At 69.3% G+C, this 18,328-nt stretch carries 15 protein-coding genes and 1 tRNA gene; 11 read left to right on the top strand and 5 right to left on the bottom strand.

The features are described from left to right. Positions 1-250: 250 nt before the first annotated feature. The 6 genes from KHC28_RS09935 (at position 251) to KHC28_RS09910 (ending at position 5,667) form a co-directional block, all read left to right on the top strand. Positions 251-1,360, top strand: coding sequence for an ABC transporter substrate-binding protein (locus tag KHC28_RS09935; RefSeq protein ID WP_214008147.1), 1,110 nt, complete (start codon positions 251-253; stop codon positions 1,358-1,360). A gap of 45 nt (positions 1,361-1,405) precedes the next feature. Next, the gene (locus KHC28_RS09930; RefSeq protein WP_214008146.1) at positions 1,406-2,221 is read left to right on the top strand and encodes an ABC transporter ATP-binding protein; all 816 of its coding nucleotides are present in this window, start codon (positions 1,406-1,408) and stop codon (positions 2,219-2,221) included. Beyond that, a complete protein-coding gene (locus KHC28_RS09925; RefSeq protein WP_214008145.1) occupies positions 2,221-3,003 on the top strand; it encodes an ABC transporter permease in 783 nt (260 codons plus the stop codon). The genes KHC28_RS09930 and KHC28_RS09925 overlap by 1 nt, the downstream gene beginning before the upstream one ends. Before the next feature lie 263 nt (positions 3,004-3,266). After that, positions 3,267-3,680 (top strand): hypothetical protein, encoded by a 414-nt coding sequence (locus KHC28_RS09920; RefSeq protein WP_214008144.1) that lies wholly within the window; start codon positions 3,267-3,269, stop codon positions 3,678-3,680. Position 3,681: 1 nt separating this feature from the next. Continuing rightward, positions 3,682-4,356, top strand: coding sequence for an ABC transporter ATP-binding protein (locus tag KHC28_RS09915; protein WP_214008143.1), 675 nt, complete (start codon positions 3,682-3,684; stop codon positions 4,354-4,356). A 3-nt stretch (positions 4,357-4,359) separates the two neighbouring features. After that, positions 4,360-5,667, top strand: a complete 1,308-nt coding sequence (locus KHC28_RS09910; protein ID WP_214008142.1) for an FtsX-like permease family protein — start codon at positions 4,360-4,362, stop codon at positions 5,665-5,667. 58 nt (positions 5,668-5,725) lie between these two features. On the opposite strand, the gene KHC28_RS09905 is transcribed toward KHC28_RS09910, so the two are convergent. Then, a tRNA-Arg gene (locus tag KHC28_RS09905) sits at positions 5,726-5,802 on the bottom strand. Between the two features lie 227 nt (positions 5,803-6,029). Here KHC28_RS09905 and KHC28_RS09900 point away from each other — a divergent pair. After that, a complete protein-coding gene (locus KHC28_RS09900) occupies positions 6,030-6,359 on the top strand; it encodes a hypothetical protein (protein WP_246564557.1) in 330 nt (109 codons plus the stop codon). 131 nt (positions 6,360-6,490) lie between these two features. Here KHC28_RS09900 and KHC28_RS09895 read toward each other — a convergent pair whose 3' ends face one another. Then, positions 6,491-7,030 (bottom strand): gamma-glutamylcyclotransferase, encoded by a 540-nt coding sequence (locus tag KHC28_RS09895; protein WP_246564555.1) that lies wholly within the window; start codon positions 7,028-7,030, stop codon positions 6,491-6,493. Positions 7,031-8,727: 1,697 nt separating this feature from the next. Between KHC28_RS09895 and KHC28_RS09890 the strand changes: the two genes are divergently transcribed. After that, positions 8,728-9,789, top strand: a complete 1,062-nt coding sequence (locus KHC28_RS09890; RefSeq protein WP_214008140.1) for a DUF2125 domain-containing protein — start codon at positions 8,728-8,730, stop codon at positions 9,787-9,789. A 344-nt stretch (positions 9,790-10,133) separates the two neighbouring features. Here the strand turns inward: KHC28_RS09890 and edd are convergent, their stop codons facing one another. Genes edd through zwf form a run of 3 tightly spaced genes read right to left on the bottom strand, consistent with a single transcriptional unit; the run spans position 10,134 to position 14,190 of the window. Continuing rightward, complete coding sequence (edd, locus tag KHC28_RS09885) at positions 10,134-11,978, bottom strand: phosphogluconate dehydratase (protein WP_214008139.1); 1,845 nt, start codon at positions 11,976-11,978, stop codon at positions 10,134-10,136. A gap of 38 nt (positions 11,979-12,016) precedes the next feature. Then, positions 12,017-12,700 carry a 6-phosphogluconolactonase gene (gene pgl / locus KHC28_RS09880; RefSeq protein WP_214008207.1) on the bottom strand — a complete coding sequence of 228 codons (684 nt, stop codon included), beginning with the start codon at positions 12,698-12,700 and terminating at the stop codon, positions 12,017-12,019. A gap of 14 nt (positions 12,701-12,714) precedes the next feature. After that, entirely contained in the window at positions 12,715-14,190 is a 1,476-nt protein-coding gene (gene zwf, locus KHC28_RS09875; RefSeq protein WP_214008138.1) for a glucose-6-phosphate dehydrogenase, read from the bottom strand. 785 nt (positions 14,191-14,975) lie between these two features. Between zwf and KHC28_RS09870 the strand changes: the two genes are divergently transcribed. The 3 genes from KHC28_RS09870 (at position 14,976) to KHC28_RS09860 (ending at position 18,279) form a co-directional block, all read left to right on the top strand. Next, positions 14,976-15,989 (top strand): Bug family tripartite tricarboxylate transporter substrate binding protein, encoded by a 1,014-nt coding sequence (locus KHC28_RS09870; protein ID WP_214008137.1) that lies wholly within the window; start codon positions 14,976-14,978, stop codon positions 15,987-15,989. Positions 15,990-16,215: 226 nt separating this feature from the next. Beyond that, a complete protein-coding gene (locus tag KHC28_RS09865; protein WP_214008136.1) occupies positions 16,216-16,716 on the top strand; it encodes a tripartite tricarboxylate transporter TctB family protein in 501 nt (166 codons plus the stop codon). 57 nt (positions 16,717-16,773) lie between these two features. Further along, a complete protein-coding gene (locus tag KHC28_RS09860) occupies positions 16,774-18,279 on the top strand; it encodes a tripartite tricarboxylate transporter permease (RefSeq protein WP_214008135.1) in 1,506 nt (501 codons plus the stop codon). Positions 18,280-18,328 lie beyond the last annotated feature (49 nt).

The following is an 18,328-nucleotide window of genomic DNA, read 5'->3' as shown; positions in this document are numbered from 1 at the left end:
GCAACCACCACGTGCTGGCGAATCGCCGGCGCCGCCGCGTCGGGTGACGGCCCGGAGGATGTCGGAAAACCTAGCGCCCAAGGATTGGGCAGACGGCACGGCGTACCGTCTCGGCATACCCTTGCGTCAGCCGGAAGCCCGCATGATGTCAGGCTTGGCGGCGGATTTGCATGCCGGTGGACCTCACGTGCCGGCGGTCCTCCCGTCGGCTGGAACCGCGTCCGCCCCTCGCCCGACCGGAGTGCTCAGCATGCCCCGCCTCGCCTCTCGCGCCGCTTCTCCTGCCACCCGCTGCGCCGCACCCGCCCCGCTGCGCCGCCTCGTCTCCTCGATGCGCAGCGCCGTCGCCGGCGCGCTGGGCATCGCGGCGGCCATGACGCTGGGAGCGGCGGGCGCTGAGGCGCAGACGCAAGCTCCCGTTCCCGTGAAATTCACCCTCGACTGGGTGTTCCAGGGCCCGACCTCGCCCTTCCTCGTGGCGCTCGACAAGGGCTACTACAAGGCCGAAGGGCTCGACGTGACCATGGACCCCGGCCAGGGCTCGGCGGGGGCGGTGCAGCGCGTGGCGTCCGGCGCCTACGACATCGGCTTCGCCGACGTGAACTCGCTGATCGAGTACAACGCCAAGAATCCCGGTAAGGAAGTGCTGTGCGTGTTCATGGCCTATGACTTCCCGCCCTTCGGCGTCTACGCGCTGAAGAAGTCCGGCATCACCAAGCCGGCCGAGCTCGCCGGCAAGAAGCTCGGCGCGCCGGTGTTCGACGCCTCGTTCCGGCTGTTCCCCGCCTTCGCCAAGAAGGTCGGCATCGACCCGAAGAGCGTCGAGCACGTCAACCTCACCCCGCAGCTGCGCGAGCAATCGCTGGTGCAGGGCACGGTCGACTTCATCTCCGGGCACTATTTCTCGTCGATCCTCGACCTGAAGGCGCGCGGGGTGAAGATGGAAGACATCGTCGCCTTCACCTATAGCGACGCCGGCATGGACGTGTATGGCAACGGCATCATCGTCTCCCCCGCCTTCGCCGCAAAGCCGGAGGTGGTGAAGGGCTTCCTGCGCGCCACCGCGAAAGCCTGGAAGGAGGTCGCCGCCGACCCGGCCATCGGCATCTCCGCCGCCAAGGCGCGCGACCCGCTGATCGACGACAAGCTGGAGCTGGAGCGGCTCAACATGTCGCTCGCCATGAACGTGCTGACGCCTTACGTGAAGGCGAACGGCATGGGCGACGTCGACCCGGCGCGCTTCGCCCGCTCGGTGACGGCGGTGGCCGATGCCTTCGGCCTGCCGGCCGCGCCGGCGCCGGACAAGGTGTTCACCAACGCCTATCTGCCGCCGAAAGAGGAGCGGATGGTGGCGCCGTGACGCGACCGCCCGGCGCTCCCCTTCCCATCTGAACCGCGTGCCCGCATGACCGCTCCCGACTTCGCTTCCGGCGCCTCTTCTCCCCTCGTCGAACTGAACCAGGTCAGCCTCGCCTATGGCGAGGGGCGCGAGGCGACGCTCGCGCTGGCCGACGCCACCATGAGGATCGCACAGGGCGAGTTCGTCGCCGTGGTCGGCCCGTCCGGCTGCGGCAAGTCCACGCTGATGAAGCTGGTCACCGGCCTGATCCCGCCGACCTCCGGCGAGGTGAAGGTGCGCGGCGAGCGCGTCACCCGGCCGATCAAGGGCGTCGGCATGGCGTTCCAGAACGCCACGCTGCTACCCTGGCGCTCCACCCGCGACAACATCATGCTGCCGCTGGAAGTGGTGGAGCCGCACAAGAGCCGCCTGCGCGCCGAGCGGGCCGCCTATTTCGACAAGGCGCAGAAGCTGCTCGCCTCGGTGGGGCTCGGCGAGTTCGGCGACAAATATCCCTGGCAGCTCTCCGGCGGCATGCAGCAGCGCTCCAATGTCTGCCGGGCGCTGATCCACGAGCCGCAGATCCTGATGCTCGACGAGCCGTTCGGCGCGCTCGACGCCTTCACCCGCGAGGAGCTGTGGGGGATCATGCAGGCGCTGTGGCTGGAGCGGCGCTTCACCGCCGTCTTGGTGACGCACGACCTGCGCGAGGCGGTCTATCTCGCCGACACCGTCTATGTGATGAGCCGGCGCCCCGGCCGCATCGTCAAGATCCGCAAGGTGGAGCTGCCGCGCCCGCGCACGCTGGAGACCACCTTCCAGGCCGAGTTCGTCGACATCGTGCACGAGCTGCGCGAACGCATCCAGATGGAGCACGGCTGATGGCGATGACCGCCCGCCAGGAGCGCTATGTCCGCCTCGCCATGCCCTGGCTGACCCTCGCCGTGCTGCTGATCGCCTGGGAGATCGCCTGTATCGTCTTCGACGTGCCGGAGATCGTCGCGCCGCGCCCGTCCCGCGTCTTCGAGGTGATCGTGCAGCGCTGGGACCTGCTGGTGCGCTTCTGCCTGGAGACGCTGTGGACGACGATGATCGGCTTCGTGCTGGCTATCGGCTTCGGGCTGCTGCTCGGCCTCGCCATCGGCGCCTCGCCCTTCGTCTATTCCGGGCTCTACCCGCTGCTGATCGCCTTCAACGCCATACCGAAGGTGGCGATCGTGCCGATCCTGATGATCTGGCTCGGCATCGGCGCGCTGCCGGCGATCATCACCGCCTTCGTCATCTCGTTCTTCCCCATCGTGGTGAACGTCGCCACCGGGCTCGCCACCATCGAGCCCGAGATGCGCGACCTGATGCGCTCGCTCGGCGCCAGCAATTACGAGATCCTCACCAAGGTCGGCATTCCCCGCGCCATGCCCTATCTGTTCGCCAGCCTGAAGGTGGCGGCGACGTTGGCCTTCGTCGGCTCGGTGCTGTCGGAGACGGTGGGCGGCAATCGCGGCATCGGCTTCCTGATGCTGTCGGCATCGGCGCGCAACGACTCAGCCACCACCTTCGCCGGGCTGTTCGCCATCGCCATCATGGGCGTGGCTGTTTATGCCGCCTGCGCGCTGGTGGAACGGCGCATGACCCGCTGGGCGTTCCGCGGCGAACTGGTGCGCTAGAGCCCGGAGCGGCGGCCGGCCGACGGGGACGCGGCCTTCATCCAACTGACACATGCCGCCGCTAACCAGCCCCGAGGTCGCCCGTGACAGGGTCGTCCGGCCTCGCGTTACGGCATCGGGCGAGGCCCACCCACCGAGGCTACTTGCCGAGAGGCCGCAGCCGAAGGAGCGCCGCCATGCCCAGTCGCCGCCCGGTGTGTTCCCTGCCGGCCCGATCCCCGTCAGCCCGATCTCCCCTCGCCTCGCCGGCCCGGCGCCGGCTCATGCTTGCCGCCGCCCTCGGCCTGATCGCCGCGCCGGCGCGGGCGGCCGACCGGCTGAGCTTCGAGGAGCTCTATGGCAGCCAGGGCGTGTTCGGCCTCACCTTCTCGGACAAGACCAAGAGCCTCGCCGGCAAGCCGGTGGCGATGCGCGGCTTCATGGCGCCGCCGCTGAAGGCGGAGGCCGACTTCTTCGTGCTTACCGAAATCCCGATGGCTCTGTGCCCGTTCTGCTCCTCCGACGCCGACTGGCCGGACAACATCGTGGTGGTCCGGCTCGACCGCGCCCAGACCTTCGAGCAGGCCAATGCGCTGATCGAGGTGACCGGCACGCTGGAAGTCGGCTCCTGGACCGATCCCGAGACCGGCTTCGTCAGCCTTTTGCGCATCGTCGGCGCCCGCTTCGGGCGGGCCTGACATGCCCGCCCTCACCGTCGACGCGCTGGAAGTCCGCTTCCCCGGCCTCGACACCCCCGCCCTCGCCATTCCCCGGCTGGACATCGAGGCCGGCGCCCGCATCGGGCTGACCGGCCCCTCGGGCTCCGGAAAGACCACGCTGATCAACCTGATCACCGGGTTGGAGCGCGCCCGCGCCGGCCGGCTGATCTGGGACGGCACCGACCTGGCGCGGCTGTCCGAAGGCCGGCGCGACCGCTGGCGCGCCGCCAATGTCGGACTTGTGATGCAGGATTTCCATCTTTTCGACGGGCTCTCCGCCCGCGACAACGTGCTGCTGCCGCTGCGGCTGTCGCGCCTCGCCTTGCCGGCCGGTGCCGGCGAGGAGGCCGACCGGCTGCTCGCCCGCGTCGGCATCGAGCGGCGCGACCAGAAGGTCGAGACGCTGTCCCGCGGCCAGAAGCAGCGCGTGGCGGTGGCGCGGGCGCTGATCGCCCGGCCCGGCATCCTGGTCGCCGACGAGCCCACCGCCAGTCTCGACGCCGAGGCAGGGGCCGTGGTCGCCTCGCTGCTGCTGGCGCTGGCGGCGGAGTCCGGGGCGACGCTGATCGTCGCCAGCCACGATCCGCGCCTCATCGAGCGGCTCGACCGGGTGATCCGGCTGGAAGCCGGCCGCATCACCGCCAGCGAGGGCTGAGCCATGTTCCGTCTCGTCGCCGCCGACCTGCGGCGCAACGCGCTCGGCGCGCTCGCCATCGTGCTGATCGTCGCCTTCGCCACCGCGCTCGGCGTCGCGGTGACGCTGCAGGAGCGGGCATTGCGGCTCGGCAGCGCCCGGGCGGCGACGGCGTTTCCGGTGATCGTCGGCGCCGCCGGCAGCGAGACCCAGCTGATGCTCTCGGCGGTGTTCCTGCAGCCGGCGCCGCTCGGCCTGGTGCCGGGCAAGGTGCTGGCCTCGCTCGCCACCGATCCGCGCGTCGCCTGGGCGGCGCCGGTGGGCTTCGGCGACTTCGTCGAGGACTACCCGATCGTCGGCACCACGCAGGCGCTCATCGACGGGCTCGGCGGCCTGCGCGAGGGCAAAAGCTTCGCCCGGCTCGGCGAGGCGGTGGCCGGCGCCGGCGTGGCGCTGCGCCCCGGCGACCGCTTCCACCCGCTGCACGGCCAGGCCTCCAGCGGCGGCCACATGCATGGCGAGACCACCTATGAGGTGGTCGGCCGGCTCGCCCCGACCGGCACGCCCTGGGACCGCGCGGTGCTGGTGCCGATCGAGGCGGTGTGGCGCACCCATGGGATGGAGGCGCATACGGACGGCGACGAACACGAGCACGACGCCGCAGAGGCCGCTGGCGGGGCGCAGGCGGAAGATGGAAAGGCGGAGAACGGAAAGGCCGGGGACGCGCATCACCACGCTGGATCGGCGATGGACCCGCATGCCGCCCTCGACGCCGCGCGGGCCACCGCCGCCAACGCCCCCGGCGTGCCGGCGATCGTGGTGAAGCCGCGCAGCATCGCCGACGCCTACAAGCTGCGCCAGGACTGGCGCACCGACACCACGCTGGCGCTGTTCCCGGCCGAAGTGCTGACCCGGCTCTATGCGACGCTCGGCGATGCCCGGCGCGTGCTCTCCGCCGTCGCCCTGGGCGCGCAGGCGCTGGTGGCGGCGGCGATCCTTTTGGTGATCCTGCTGCATGTCGGCCAGCGCCGGCGGCAGATCGGCGCGCTGCGCGCCTTCGGGGCGCCGCGCCTCGCGGTGTTCGCGGTGGTGTGGATGGAGGGCTTCGCGCTGCTCGGCCTCGGCCTCGCCGCAGGCGTCGGCCTTGGCTATGCCGCCGCGCGGGCGATCGCCGCCCGGCTGGAGGCGCAGAGCGGGGTGGCGCTGCCGGTACTGTTCGCGCCCGACGACCTGACGCCGCTGATGGTGCTGGCCGGTGCGACGGCGGTGCTGGCCATGGTGCCGGCGCTGCTGGCCTATCGCCAGTCCCCCGCCGCCGCCCTGCGCGGCTGAGCCACTGCTGGAAACGGGCGAAGCGGCAGCCGAGGCGCCGCAATTCACGGCGCGGCGCTGGTGTCCCGGAAGGGAATCGAACCCCTGACCCCAGGTTTAGGAAACCTGTGCTCTATCCTGCTGAGCTACCGGGACGCAGCCGTCGCGGGCGCGGGCGCCCGCCGCAAGCGTATGGTCCGAACCGGCCGAGCTTGCAAGAGGCCGGCGCCAACTTCGCCGGCACGCGGCGCACGCCTCCCCGCCGACCCGGTAGGCGTTGCGCCCCCCGATTCACGCACGCGTGACGGGAACTTTCAGCATTCATGCGGATTCACCAAAGGAACCGCATTGACCTCATCCACAGATGTTCTAACTTTGTTCTCATGATGATCACGCTACCCTCCCTCAGCGGCGATTCGCTGCGCGACGACGGTCCGCTCACCGTCGCCGACAGCGTGCTCGCCCGACGCTTTCGGCTCTGGCGCGGCCCGGATGGGCGGCGGCAGGTCTTCTCCGTCTATGCCGTCGAGGACGCGCCGGACTATCCGGACGCCATCGCCCTCGCCGTGCGCCGCACCGGCGGGCGCTGCGTGGCGCTGTGGAGCGGCCCGGCCGGCGCCAAGGCCCGCGTCGCCGCGCTGGCCACCGGCGCGCAGGAGATCCATCTGCGCATCGTGCCGGAGACCGAGAGCGGCCCGCTGGTGCCGGAATGAGCCGGTCGGCAGGCCCCCGCGGCTAGAGCATGTCCCGCGAACGCTGAATGGCTTTCGCGACGAGAACCGGCTCCAGCTGATCGAGAGCGCGTTCTTGTCGATCCGGTGCTTCCACCCGATCGGAAAGGGCCCTAGAGCCGCGCGGCGATCCATTCGAGTTCGACGTCGGAAATGCCGAGATCGGCGAGATGCCGGGCGGTGGCGCGGACATAGTCGCCGTTCGGACCGCCGACACCATGGCCCTGCCGCACCAGATGCAGCCGCTCCTCGCGGCCCATCGCTCCGGCATATTGCGCATGGCCGCGATCCACCAGGAACGCCAGCGCCGGCACGCTGCGCCGGCTGCCGTCGCGCAGCCAGACCCGGCGGGTGCTCTCGCGATAGATCATCGTCACCTGCTCGCGCTCGCGCAGATAGGCGATCGTCGCCTCCGCCCGCGCGGCGGCGACGCGGAAGGCGATGCCGATGCAGCTACCGCCACGGTCCAGCCCCAACACCAGGCCGGGCCTCTCCGCCGTGCCGCGCCAGTGCACCGACAAGACGCAGAGCGAGCGATGCGCGCCGATCAGCCGTGCCGGCACGGCCTCCTCATGCTCAAAGCCGGGATTCCACATCAGCGAGCCATAGCCGAACACCCAGAGATCGCTCACCGCCTCGTGGGTGGAAGACATAAGGGGGTCCATGCGCCGTACCGATCCGAGCCGCCTGCGGCGCCGGAGATGCGCGCCGATTCGCGGCATGCTGGCACCGGCGCCGGCGGGGCGGAAGTCCCTGATCGCGGCGGAAGGCCATGTCCCTCGCCGGGCATCGATGGTGCGCGTATCCGCGTGGATGGCGATCCCCGCCCAGGGCTCGCGCGCCCGGCGGAGTGGCGCTTGAGAGTTTCGCTTTCGAAAGCTTGGGGCTTGGGGGCAGGCATCCCGCCTCGACGCCGTTCTAGCCGGACGGGTTCTCGGTGTTCACGGCTTCAGCGATCCACGCCCGCGCCGGCATGCCATGGTACGGAGCGACCTCGATCGGGCAATCGATGGCGGCCGGAGGCCGAGCCATACGACTTGCTCGACGACCGGTGCACCTGTTCCCGTCATGCCCCCCGAGGCGGCCAGCTGCGACGCCATGGTTTACGGCCCTTCGGCGTCCCGCCTTCCCCGCCGCTGGTAACGCCAGTCCCGCGGCAATCGACGCGGCAGCGATTGCCGCGCGAACCGCAGGTATCCCGACACAACGCTATTCACCCCAGCAGGGTCCTCACGCAATCATGGTTGCGCCGATCCCCCCGCCGGCGCGCCACGTCACGCCCTGAACTTGACTGTGCCGCCGGCGGTTGCCGAAGCCCGAGCCGTGCCGGTTGGGCTGCCCCGAGGTCGCCGGCCAGGACGCCATGATCGACCGCCGCTTGCCGTTCCGGGATACCGTGGGCGCGGGGATCGTCGACGGGGCCATCGACGCAACCGCGCTTGTGGCGGTTGACCGAGGTTCGGGATGGCGACCGTCGGCCCCGGCCATTTCGAACCGCCATCGCCGAGCGTGGCGTTGAGCCGAGAGGATCGCGCCCCGGCGACCAACGTCGCGCGGCGGGCGCCGAGAAGGGCATGTCGGCCGGGCGTCGCTACGGCGTCGCCGCGATCGCGTCGTTAACGCGGCGGGCGGAGCGCAACATACGATCTGCGTCAACGGACGGAGTTACGGCGGTCGGCCGATATCCGAGGACGGGACGGTCGGCCGAGGCACCATTCCGCGCCCATGACAAGGCATGACGACGAGTCCCTAGATTGCGTCCGTCGATACGGCGCGGTCGTCGACCAGTGCCGCGACAAGGGTACGACGGGTCATCGGATGGTGCCCAATCGGCTGCGGCCGGCTCCTCGGCCGGCCGCGCGGCGTTCGCCTCGCATCCGGCGCGCAGCCGGCTATCGACACACCCGCCCTTCCAGCGCCGGGGTGCAACGCCCCCCATAGCTTCGTAGCCGCACAGCCGTAGCGGCCCGCGATGGTCTGTGCGGCACCGAAGGGATCGCAGGGCGGCGAACAGGTAGCGCCGGCGGCACCAGCGCATCCGGGCGACCGACCGGAAGTGGCGGGTGCCGAGGAGGGCACGGTCTGCGCGGCACCGAAGGATCCCACGGAGGCAACTCGGTGGCGCCGCGCGCGCCATCTGCTGCTGGGCGACCGACCGAGGTGGCCGGCGTCAAGAGCGGCGCTGTCGGCGGGGCGCCGGGACGGCGGCGCCGCAATCACGCCCTTAACGCGGCGCGCGGAACGCGTTATCCGGTCCGTGGCATCCGTCGACGGCCGGCCGTCGCCGCACCGGTGACGCAATGGCAGGCCAAAGGACGATGATGCCGGGCCCGCGCAGGAGACTTGACCGATGACCGATCCCGACCATGCCGCCTCGCCCGCCGAAACGCCGTCCGTGACCGGCCGCCGCTCCTCGCTCTGGGTGGTGCTGCCGCTGGCGCTGTTCGTGCTCGCCGGCCTCGGCTGGACCGCTGCCTGGTTCTATGCCGCCGGCCGCGCCGAGAAGGAGATCGACGGCTGGATCGCCAACGAGGCGGCGGCCGGGCGGCAATGGAGCTGCGCCGACCGGCGGCTGACCGGCTTTCCGTTCCGCTTCGAACTGATCTGCGCCCAGCCGAGCGTCACCTTCACCGGGTCGGATCCGTGGCAGTGGTCGGCCTCCCGGGTGCATGCCGTCGCGCAGGTTTGGGATCCGCAGCACATCATCGCCGAATTCCAGGGGCCCTCGGTGCTGAAGGAACCGACCAGCGGCCGCAGCATCGAGGCCAACTGGTCGCTGTTGCAGGTGAGCGCCGTCGGCGCCGGAGGCGTGGTCGACCGCGTCTCCACCTCGGCCAACGACTATGTGCTGAGCGAAGGTGGCCGGACGCTGTTCTTCGCCCGCCACGCCGAGCTGCATGCCCGTCATCATCCCGGCGCCGACGGCAACACGCTGGACGTCGCCATCGGCCTGAAGGGAGCGGGCAGCGGCGCGCTCAATGGCGGCACCCAGGCCGCGGCCGACGCCGAGCTGCAGGCGACCATCTCGCAGGTGCCGCCCTTCCAGGCGATGCCGGTCGCCGAGCGGCTGCGGCTGTGGCAGGAGGCCGGCGGCAAGGTGAAGGTCGAGGTCGCCAAGCTCTCCGCCGGCGGCGGGGCGATGAACGCCACCGGCGATATCGGCCTCGACGGCCAGCGCCGGCCGGCCGGCGCCCTCACTTTGGCGGTGGCCAACCCGCAGGGGCTGATGGGCGCGCTGGGGGGCTCAGGCCTGCTGCCGGAACAGGCCATTTCGCTGGCGCCACTGCTGATGGCGGCGGGCATGCCCACCACCCTCGACGGTGCCAAGGCCAGCGCCTTCCCCTTCGTGTTCCGCGACGGGCGGGTGGCGCTCGGCCTCATTCCGCTCGGCAAGATCGGGCCGCTGTACTGAGGGCGGCCTGATAGGAACCCGCATGCCGCAGTACTTTTTCCCTCTCCACATCGGGAGAGGGGCGGGGTGAGCGGCCTTCGGCGCTTCCCGATGAGATCTCCCCTCACCGACCCGCGGAGCCTGTCCTTTGGCTCGCCGGAGGCGAGACCCGGGGACGGGCCACCCCTCCGCCGAAGTCGGATGTTTCAGGCTTCGGCGTTGCCGGAGCCGAACTCGGCAACAGCCGAGTTCGGACGGGGAGAGGGAGACCACGCCGAGACTCGACGGCTTCGCCGAACCGCTCCTCGGCCCCGGCCCCGCGCTGCACAGCGGGCAGCGAGTCCGGGGGAGCAGGAGGCGGCGGTCTACGCCACCGCGAAGATGGTGGCGCCGGTGTCAGCCGTGCCCACCGCCGCCCGGAACGAGCCGAACAGCTCGCGGCCGACACCCCAGTGACTGACCGTGAGATCGGTGGTCGCCGGGCTGCGCGCCGCCCATTCGGCCGGATCGACCTTCACCGTCAGCGTGCCGGCCACCGCGTCGACACGCACGATGTCTCCCTCGCGGATCAGCGCGATGGCGCCGCCATCCGCCGCCTCGGGCGTGACGTGGATCGCGGCCGGCACCTTGCCGGAGGCGCCGGACAGCCGGCCATCGGTGACCAGAGCCACCTTCTGGCCGCGGTCCTGCAGCACGCCGAGCGGCGGCATCAGCTTGTGCAGCTCCGGCATGCCATTGGCCTTCGGACCCTGATAGCGCACCACCGCGACGAAATCGCCGGTGAGCGTACCGGCCTTGAAGGCCTTCTGCAGTTCCTCCTGCGAGTGGAACACCTTGGCCGGCGCCTCGATGACATGGCGCTCGGCGGCGATCGCCGAGGTCTTGATGACGGCGCGGCCGATATCGCCGGAGAGCAGCTTGAGCCCGCCGGTCGCCTGGAACGGCCGCGAGGCCGGGCGCACCACGTTCTCGTCGCCGCTGGAGCGCGCGCCGTCGCGCCAGTCCAGCGTGCCCTCGGAGGTAAGCTTCGGCTCCAGCGTATAGGCGTCGAGGCTGGAGCCCCACACCGTCTCGACGTCGCGGTGCAGCATGCCGATGCCGAGCAGCTCGCGGATGACCAGGGCCATGCCGCCGGCGGCGTGGAAATGGTTCACGTCCGCCTTGCCGTTGGGATAGACGCGGCACAGAAGCGGGGTGACGTCGGCGAGGTCGGAGAAATCGTCCCAGGTCAGCTTGATGCCGGCCGCCGCCGCCATCGCCACCACATGCATGGTGTGGTTGGTGGAGCCGCCGGTGGCGTGCAGCCCAACAATGCCGTTGGCAAAGGCCCGCTCGTCCAGCATCCGCCCGACCGGCCGGTAGTCGTTGCCCAGCGCGGTCATCTCCATCGCCCGCTCGGCGGCGGCGATGGTGAGCGCGTCGCGCAGCGGCGTGTTCGGGTTGACGAAGGAGGCGCCGGGCAAATGCAGGCCCATGATCTCCATCATCATCTGGTTGGTATTGGCGGTGCCGTAGAAGGTGCAGGTGCCCGGCCCGTGATAGGCTTGGCTCTCGGCCTCGAGCAGGGCGTCGCGGCCCACCTTTCCTTCGGCGAAGAGCTGGCGGATCTTCGCCTTGTCGTCATTGGACAGGCCGGAAGTCATCGGCCCGGCAGGGATGAACACCGCCGGCAGATGGCCGAAGGACAGCGCGCCGATGACGAGGCCCGGAACGATCTTGTCGCAGATGCCGAGATAGACCGAACTGTCGAAGGTCTGGTGCGACAGCGACACCGCGGTCGCCAGCGCGATGACGTCGCGCGAGAACAGCGACAGCTCCATGCCGGCCTCGCCCTGGGTGACGCCGTCGCACATCGCCGGCACGCCGCCGGCGACCTGCGCGACGCCGCCCGCCGCCCGCGCCGCGGCGCGGATGAGGTCGGGGTAATGCTCATAGGGCTGGTGGGCCGAGAGCATGTCGTTATAGGCCGTGACGATGGCGAGATTGGCGCCGGCGCCCTCGCGCAGCATCGCCTTGTCGCCCGGCCCGCAGGCGGCGAAACCGTGCGCCTGGTTGGCGCAGCCGAGCTTCTGCCGGCTCGGGCCCTTTTCGGCGGCGACGGCGATGCGCTCGAGATAGCGCGTGCGGGTATCGTGCGAGCGGCGGACGATGCGCTCGGTGATCTCGCCGAGGCGGGCGCTCACGCCGGACGTCTCAGGGGCTTCGGCCATGCGGATCTCCTCGGGCTAGCGGATTCGGACCGGCGCCATCAGGGGCACCAGAAAATATCGGGCGGACGGGAGGCGCGCAGCACGGCACGCACCGGCATCTCCTCGACAGGGCCGTCGGCCAGCGCCGCCTGCAGCACCGGGCGCTTGCCCTCGCCCTCGATATGGAGCGCCAGCCCGTCCGCCGCCAGCAGCACCGGCAAGGTAAGGGTGATGCGCGGCTCGCCGGCGCCGGCGGCCCGCATCGGCAGCAGGCCGAGGCTGCCCTCGGGATCCAGCGCCTCCGACAGGCGGTCGCCGCCGGGGAAGAACGAGGCGGTGTGGCCGTCCTCGCCCATGCCGAGCACGGCGCAGGCCAGCGGCCAGTAGAGGTCTTCCAGCGCCTCGTTGATGGCGAACAGGCCATCCTCGGGCGTCGGCGCGTCGTTCGCCAGCGCCACGAAGCGCGCCGCCGCCGCCGGACCGTTCAGCAGATGCTGGCGCACCAGCCGGGCATTGGAGCGGTCGGAGGTCTCTCGCACCCAGCGCTCGTCGACGAGGGTGATGCCGATCTTCGACCAGGGAAGATCGCGCCCCGACAGCGCCTCGAAGAAGCGGGTCGGCGTGCGTCCGCCGGAGACGGCGAGGCTGGCGCCGCCGTCGCGGGCGACGCGGGCGGCCAGCTTGCCGGCGACGAAATCGGCCAGCGCCTCGGCGAGCGCGAGACCATCGGCGAAGATGTGCATGGGAAGAGCGGCGCTCACGCGCCGTCCTCCAGCCAGGTGCGGCCGTCGCGCTCGATCAGCGCAATGGCGGCCGACGGGCCCCAGGTACCGGCGGTGTAGGGCCGCGGCGGCTCCTTGGCGTTGCGCCAGGCCTCCAGGATCGGGTCCACCCATTCCCACGCCGCCTGCACCTCGTCGCGGCGCATGAACAGCGTCTGGTTGCCGCGCACCACGTCAAGGATCAGGCGTTCATAGGCGTCGGGGTTGCGCACCTTGAACGCCTTGGCGAAGCTCATGTCGAGCGGCACATGGGTGAGGCGGATGCCGCCCGGGCCGGGATCCTTGATCATCAGCCACAGCTTCACGCCCTCGTCCGGCTGCAGGCGGATGACCAGCCGGTTGGATTCGATGGGGCCGACATTGGCGTCGAACACCGAATGCGGCACCGGCTTGAACTGGACCACGATCTCCGAGACGCGCGAGGCGAGGCGCTTGCCGGTGCGCAGATAGAACGGCACCCCGGCCCAACGCCAATTGCCGACCTCCGCCTTGAGCGCCACGAAGGTCTCGGTCTGGCTGCGGGTGGAGCCGAGCTCTTCCAGATAGCCCGGCACCGCGCCGCCCGCCGACGCTCCGGCGCGGTACTGGCCACGTACGGTGAGGGTGCCGGCGTTCTGGTCGTCGATGGGCTTGAGCGCGCGCAGCACCTTGAGCTTCTCGTCGCGCACCGCGTCGGCGTCGAGCGAGGACGGCGGCTCCATGGCGACGAGGCAGAGCAGCTGCAGGATGTGGTTCTGCACCATGTCGCGCATGGCGCCGGCGGTGTCGTAATAGCCGGCGCGCTCCTCGACGCCGAGCGCCTCGGCCACGGTGATCTGCACATGGTCGATATGGGCGCTGTTCCACAACGGCTCGAACAGCGCGTTGGCGAAGCGCAGCGCCATCAGGTTCTGCACCGTCTCCTTACCGAGATAGTGGTCGATACGGTAGACGCGGTCTTCCGGGAAGATGCGGCCGATCTCGGCGTTCAGCGCCAGCGCCGAGGCGAGGTTCTTGCCGATCGGCTTCTCGATCACCACCCGCCCGTCTTCGGCGAGGCCGTATTTGCCGAGCTTCTCGCAGATCGGCCCGAACAGCTCCGGCGCGGTGGCTAGGTAGTAGACCTTGATGCGCTCGCCGGCCGCCTTCATGCGTTCGGCGAGCTTGTCCCAGCCCTCCTCGCGGCCGGCATCGGCGGAGATATAGGTGATGCGGGCGAGGAAACGCTCCACCAGCTCGGGAACGAGCTCGGCGGCCGGGATGTGGTCGTTGAGCGCCTGCAGCGCGAAGGCGCGGAAATCCTCGTCGCTGAGCGGGCGGCGCGACACGCCGACGATCGCCGCGTCGTCCGGCAGCTGGCCGTCAATATCGCGGTGGAACAGCGCCGGCAGCAATTTTCGGCGCGACAGGTCGCCGGTGGCGCCGAACACGGCGATGACGAAAGGCGCCACGGGAATCACGCGACTGGTCATGAAATGGACTCTCCCTCAACGTTCATCCGGATGCGGCGCCACGCAGCCGGCTCTTCACACCACTCGTAGCAAAAACGATTCCGCCCGGCGACGCCATCGCCGCCGGACGCCATTCTGCCACGCGGCCAGCGCAGGGCAGTGACACCCCGGCGCGACACGCCGTGGGCCGAAAGGTCGGCCCGCCGGGATCGGAGGACCGTATTCGGGTCGCCGGATTGCGACGGCCTGCTTCCGACCGCTCTGCAGAAAAGTTGCTGCGCCGCAGCAGGAACGGCGGGATTGTGCCGGGATTCGGGCGGAAACAAGGCCAACACAGACAAGAGCCGGTCTTCTCGAAAATCCGGCTTCTACCACTGTTCTTCGCCGCGCGCCGACACCGCTACGGCACATTACGCAAAGAATCGTTCCAAAATATCTGCACAGCCAATGGGTTAATTAATAAGATATGCCGGAACAAAATATGAATTATTACGTATACCAGAATTGGCATGCCAGATGCCTGAATATTGGATATGTAATTCCCACTTACCTTGCGTCGCACCATGCAACTTTAGAATTATCTCTTGGCATTACAGTCATCTTGGTACAACTTATTCCACAGACAGACCGTTCCAGAGACATAAGGAAATCAGCCGGCTGTCGATGTGCCCCGCATCGCTGGTTACGACCTCTCGCCAAAGTCGTCGACGGCCCGAAGATGCGGGACTCCAAGTAAAAAACATCAAGCAAGAATGCCGCAACGAATGGAACGGCAAGAGACCAAACCCCGTGGGAAGGAACGCCAAATGAAGAACTTCCATGCTCTCGGCCTCGGGACGCTGACCGCGCTCGGCCTGGCCGCGATGTCGATACTGCCGGCGGCGGCGGAGTGGAAGCCGACCAAGCCCGTCGAGTTCATCGTCCCGGCCGGCACCGGCGGCGGCGCCGACCAGATGGCCCGCACGCTGCAGGGCATCATCGCCAAGCACGAGCTGATGCCGACCCAGCTGATCGTGATCAACAAGTCCGGCGGCGCCGGCGGCGAAGGCTTCCTGGACGTCAAGAACTCCAAGGCCAACCCGCACAAGATCGTCATCACGCTGTCCAACCTGTTCACCACCCCGCTGGCGACCGGCATTCCCTTCAACTGGAAGGACATGACGCCGGTGGCGATGCTGGCGCTCGACGAATTCGTGCTGTGGGTGAACGCCCAGGACCCCTACAAGACCGCGCAGGAATACGAGGCCGCGATCAAGGCGGCGCCGGACGGCACCTTCAAGATGGGCGGCACCGGCTCCAAGCAGGAAGACCAGATCATCACCGTCGCCATCGAGAAGGCGCTCGGCAAGAAGATGACCTACATCCCCTACAAGGGCGGCGGCGAAGTCGCGGTGCAGCTGGTGGGCGGCCACGTCAACTCGACGGTGAACAACCCGATCGAGGCGGTCTCCCAGTGGCGCGGCGACAAGGTGCGCCCGCTCTGCGTGTTCGACCAGAAGCAGCTGCCCTACACCGACAAGATCCTCGGCGACCTGTCCTGGTCCTCGATCCCGACCTGCAAGTCGGCCGGCCTCGACGTCGAATATCTGATGCTGCGCGGCATCTTCATGCCGCCGGGCGTCTCGGACGAGCAGGTCGCCTATTTCGTCGACCTGTTCAAGAAGGTCCGCGAGACCCCCGAATGGCAGCAGCTGATGAAGGACGGCGCCTTCAACCAGACCTTCATGGCCGGTGCCGAATTCAAGGACTGGCTGACCAAGGCTGAGACGACCCACAAGGGACTGATGCAGGAAGCCGGCTTCATCGCCGCCGCCAACTGATCCCGCGCGCTCCCGCCCGGCGCCCCGGCGCCGACGGCGGGAGCGACGCCGGCTAACAAGGCCGCTTGCCAGCACCTGCCCCCCGCCGCCGCCATCGATGCGCGGCCCGGGCAGTTTCGCCGGCCCGGCGCACAGAACATCGCGTCAATCGAGAATGCGCCGATCCGGCACCGGCGGGAGACATCCCGCCGGACGGTCGGATCGTGACAGGAGCGCGGAACCCATCATGAGCGAAACATCCCACGGCGCCGGAACGGGCCCCACGCAGCGCAACGCCGAGATCGGTGTCGCCCTGCTGACCCTGCTGTTCGGCCTGATCGTCGTCTATGGCAGCTACATCGTCGGCTTCGGCTGGGGCGCCGACGGCCCGCAAGCCGGCTTCTTCCCCTTCTATGTCGGCATCGCCATCTGCGGCTGCAGCCTCATCAACCTGGCGCAGGGACTGCGGGAAAACCCCGCCGACCTGTTCGCCGAATGGAGCCAACTCCGCCAGGTGCTGAAGGTGCTCGTTCCCACCACAATCTATTGCCTGATGGTGGAGCCGCTCGGCATCTATCTCCCCTCGATCCTGCTGATCGCGGTCTTCATGAAGTGGCTGGGCAAGTACAGCTGGCCGCTGACCGCCGCCATCGCCATCGGCGTGCCGGCCGCCTTCTACTTCGTCTTCGAGAAGTGGTTCCTCATCCCACTGCCAAAAGGTCCGGTCGAAGCCCTGCTCGGGCTGTGACGCCACCATAAACCGGAACGGGAGCACGCGCGGGCGGGCTCCCAGGGGAAAGCGCTCATGTTCGACAATTTCGTCAATCTCTGGCACGGCTTCGCTGTCGCCGGCGATCCGTTCAACATCCTCCTGATGGTGGTCGGCATCCTGCTCGGCGTCATCATCGGCGTGCTGCCCGGCCTCGGCGGCGCGAACGGCGTCGCCATCCTGCTGCCGCTCACCTTCTCCATGTCGCCGACCTCGGCGATCATCCTTTTGTCGTGCATCTACTGGGGCGCGCTGTTCGGCGGCGCCATCACCTCGGTGCTGTTCAACATACCGGGCGAGCCCTGGTCGGTGGCGACCACCTTCGACGGCCATCCGATGGCGCGGCAGGGCAAGGCGGGCGAGGCGCTGACCGCGGCCTTCACCTCCTCCTTCGTCGGCGCCTTCGTCGCCATCCTGATGATCACCCTCGTCGCCCCGCTGGTCGCCGCCTTCGCGCTGCGCTTCGGGCCGGCCGAGAAGTTCGCAGTGTACTTCCTCGCCTTCTGCTCCTTCGTCGGCATGAGCAAGGAACCGCCGGCCAAGACCATCGTGTCGATGATGATCGGCTTCGCGCTCGCCGCCGTCGGCCTCGACATGGTGACCGGACAGCTGCGCCTCACCTTCGGCTCCGAGGAACTGCTGAACGGCTTCGACTTCCTCATCGCCGTCATCGGCCTGTTCGGCATCGGCGAAATCCTGCTGACCATGGAGGAAGGCCTCGAGTTCCGCGGCAAGTCGGCGAAGATCGACGCCAAGGTGGTGCTGCGGACCTGGGCGAGCCTGCCGCGCTACTGGGCGACCTCCATCCGCTCCTGCATCATCGGCTGCTGGATGGGCATCACCCCGGCGGGCGCCACCCCGGCCTCCTTCATGGCCTATGGCATCGCCAAGCGCGTGTCGAAGAACGGCAAGAACTTCGGGAATGGCGAGATCGAGGGCGTCGTCGCCCCCGAGACCGCCGCGCACGCCGCCGGCACCTCGGCCCTGCTGCCGATGCTGGCGCTGGGCGTGCCGGGATCGCCGACCGCCGCGGTGCTGCTCGGCGGCCTGCTGATCTGGGGTCTCCAGCCCGGCCCGATGCTGTTCGTCGAGCAGAAGGACTTTGTCTGGGGCCTCATCGCCTCGATGTATCTCGGCAACGTCGTCGGCCTGATCGTCGTGCTCACCACGGTGCCGCTGTTCGCCGCCATCCTGCGCATCCCCTTCTCGATCATCGCCCCGGTGATCCTGGTGATCTGCGCCATCGGTGCCTACACGGTGAACAACAACGTGTTCGACGTGGTGATGATGCTGGTGTTCGGTGTGCTCGGCTATGTGCTGAAGAAGACCAACTACCCGCTGGCGCCGCTGGTGCTGGCCATCGTGCTCGGCGACAGCGCCGAGGAAGCCTTCCGCCAGTCGCTGCTCTCCTCGGGTGGCTCGATCGGGATCTTCTGGTCCAATCCGCTGGTGTCGACGATCATGGGCCTCGGCCTGGTCGCCGCCCTGTACCCGATGATCTCCAACCTGCTCAGCCGGCTGCGCTCGCCGCAGCCCGCGTGAGCCTCGGGCACCGCAACACGGCCCGCCGCGCCCATCGCGCGGCGGGCTT

This window comes from Ancylobacter sonchi (genome assembly GCF_018390695.1).
GTDB classification, from domain to species: domain Bacteria; phylum Pseudomonadota; class Alphaproteobacteria; order Rhizobiales; family Xanthobacteraceae; genus Ancylobacter; species Ancylobacter sonchi.
Note: the sequence above shows the minus strand (reverse complement) of the source record. Positions and strands in the feature narration are given on the sequence as shown.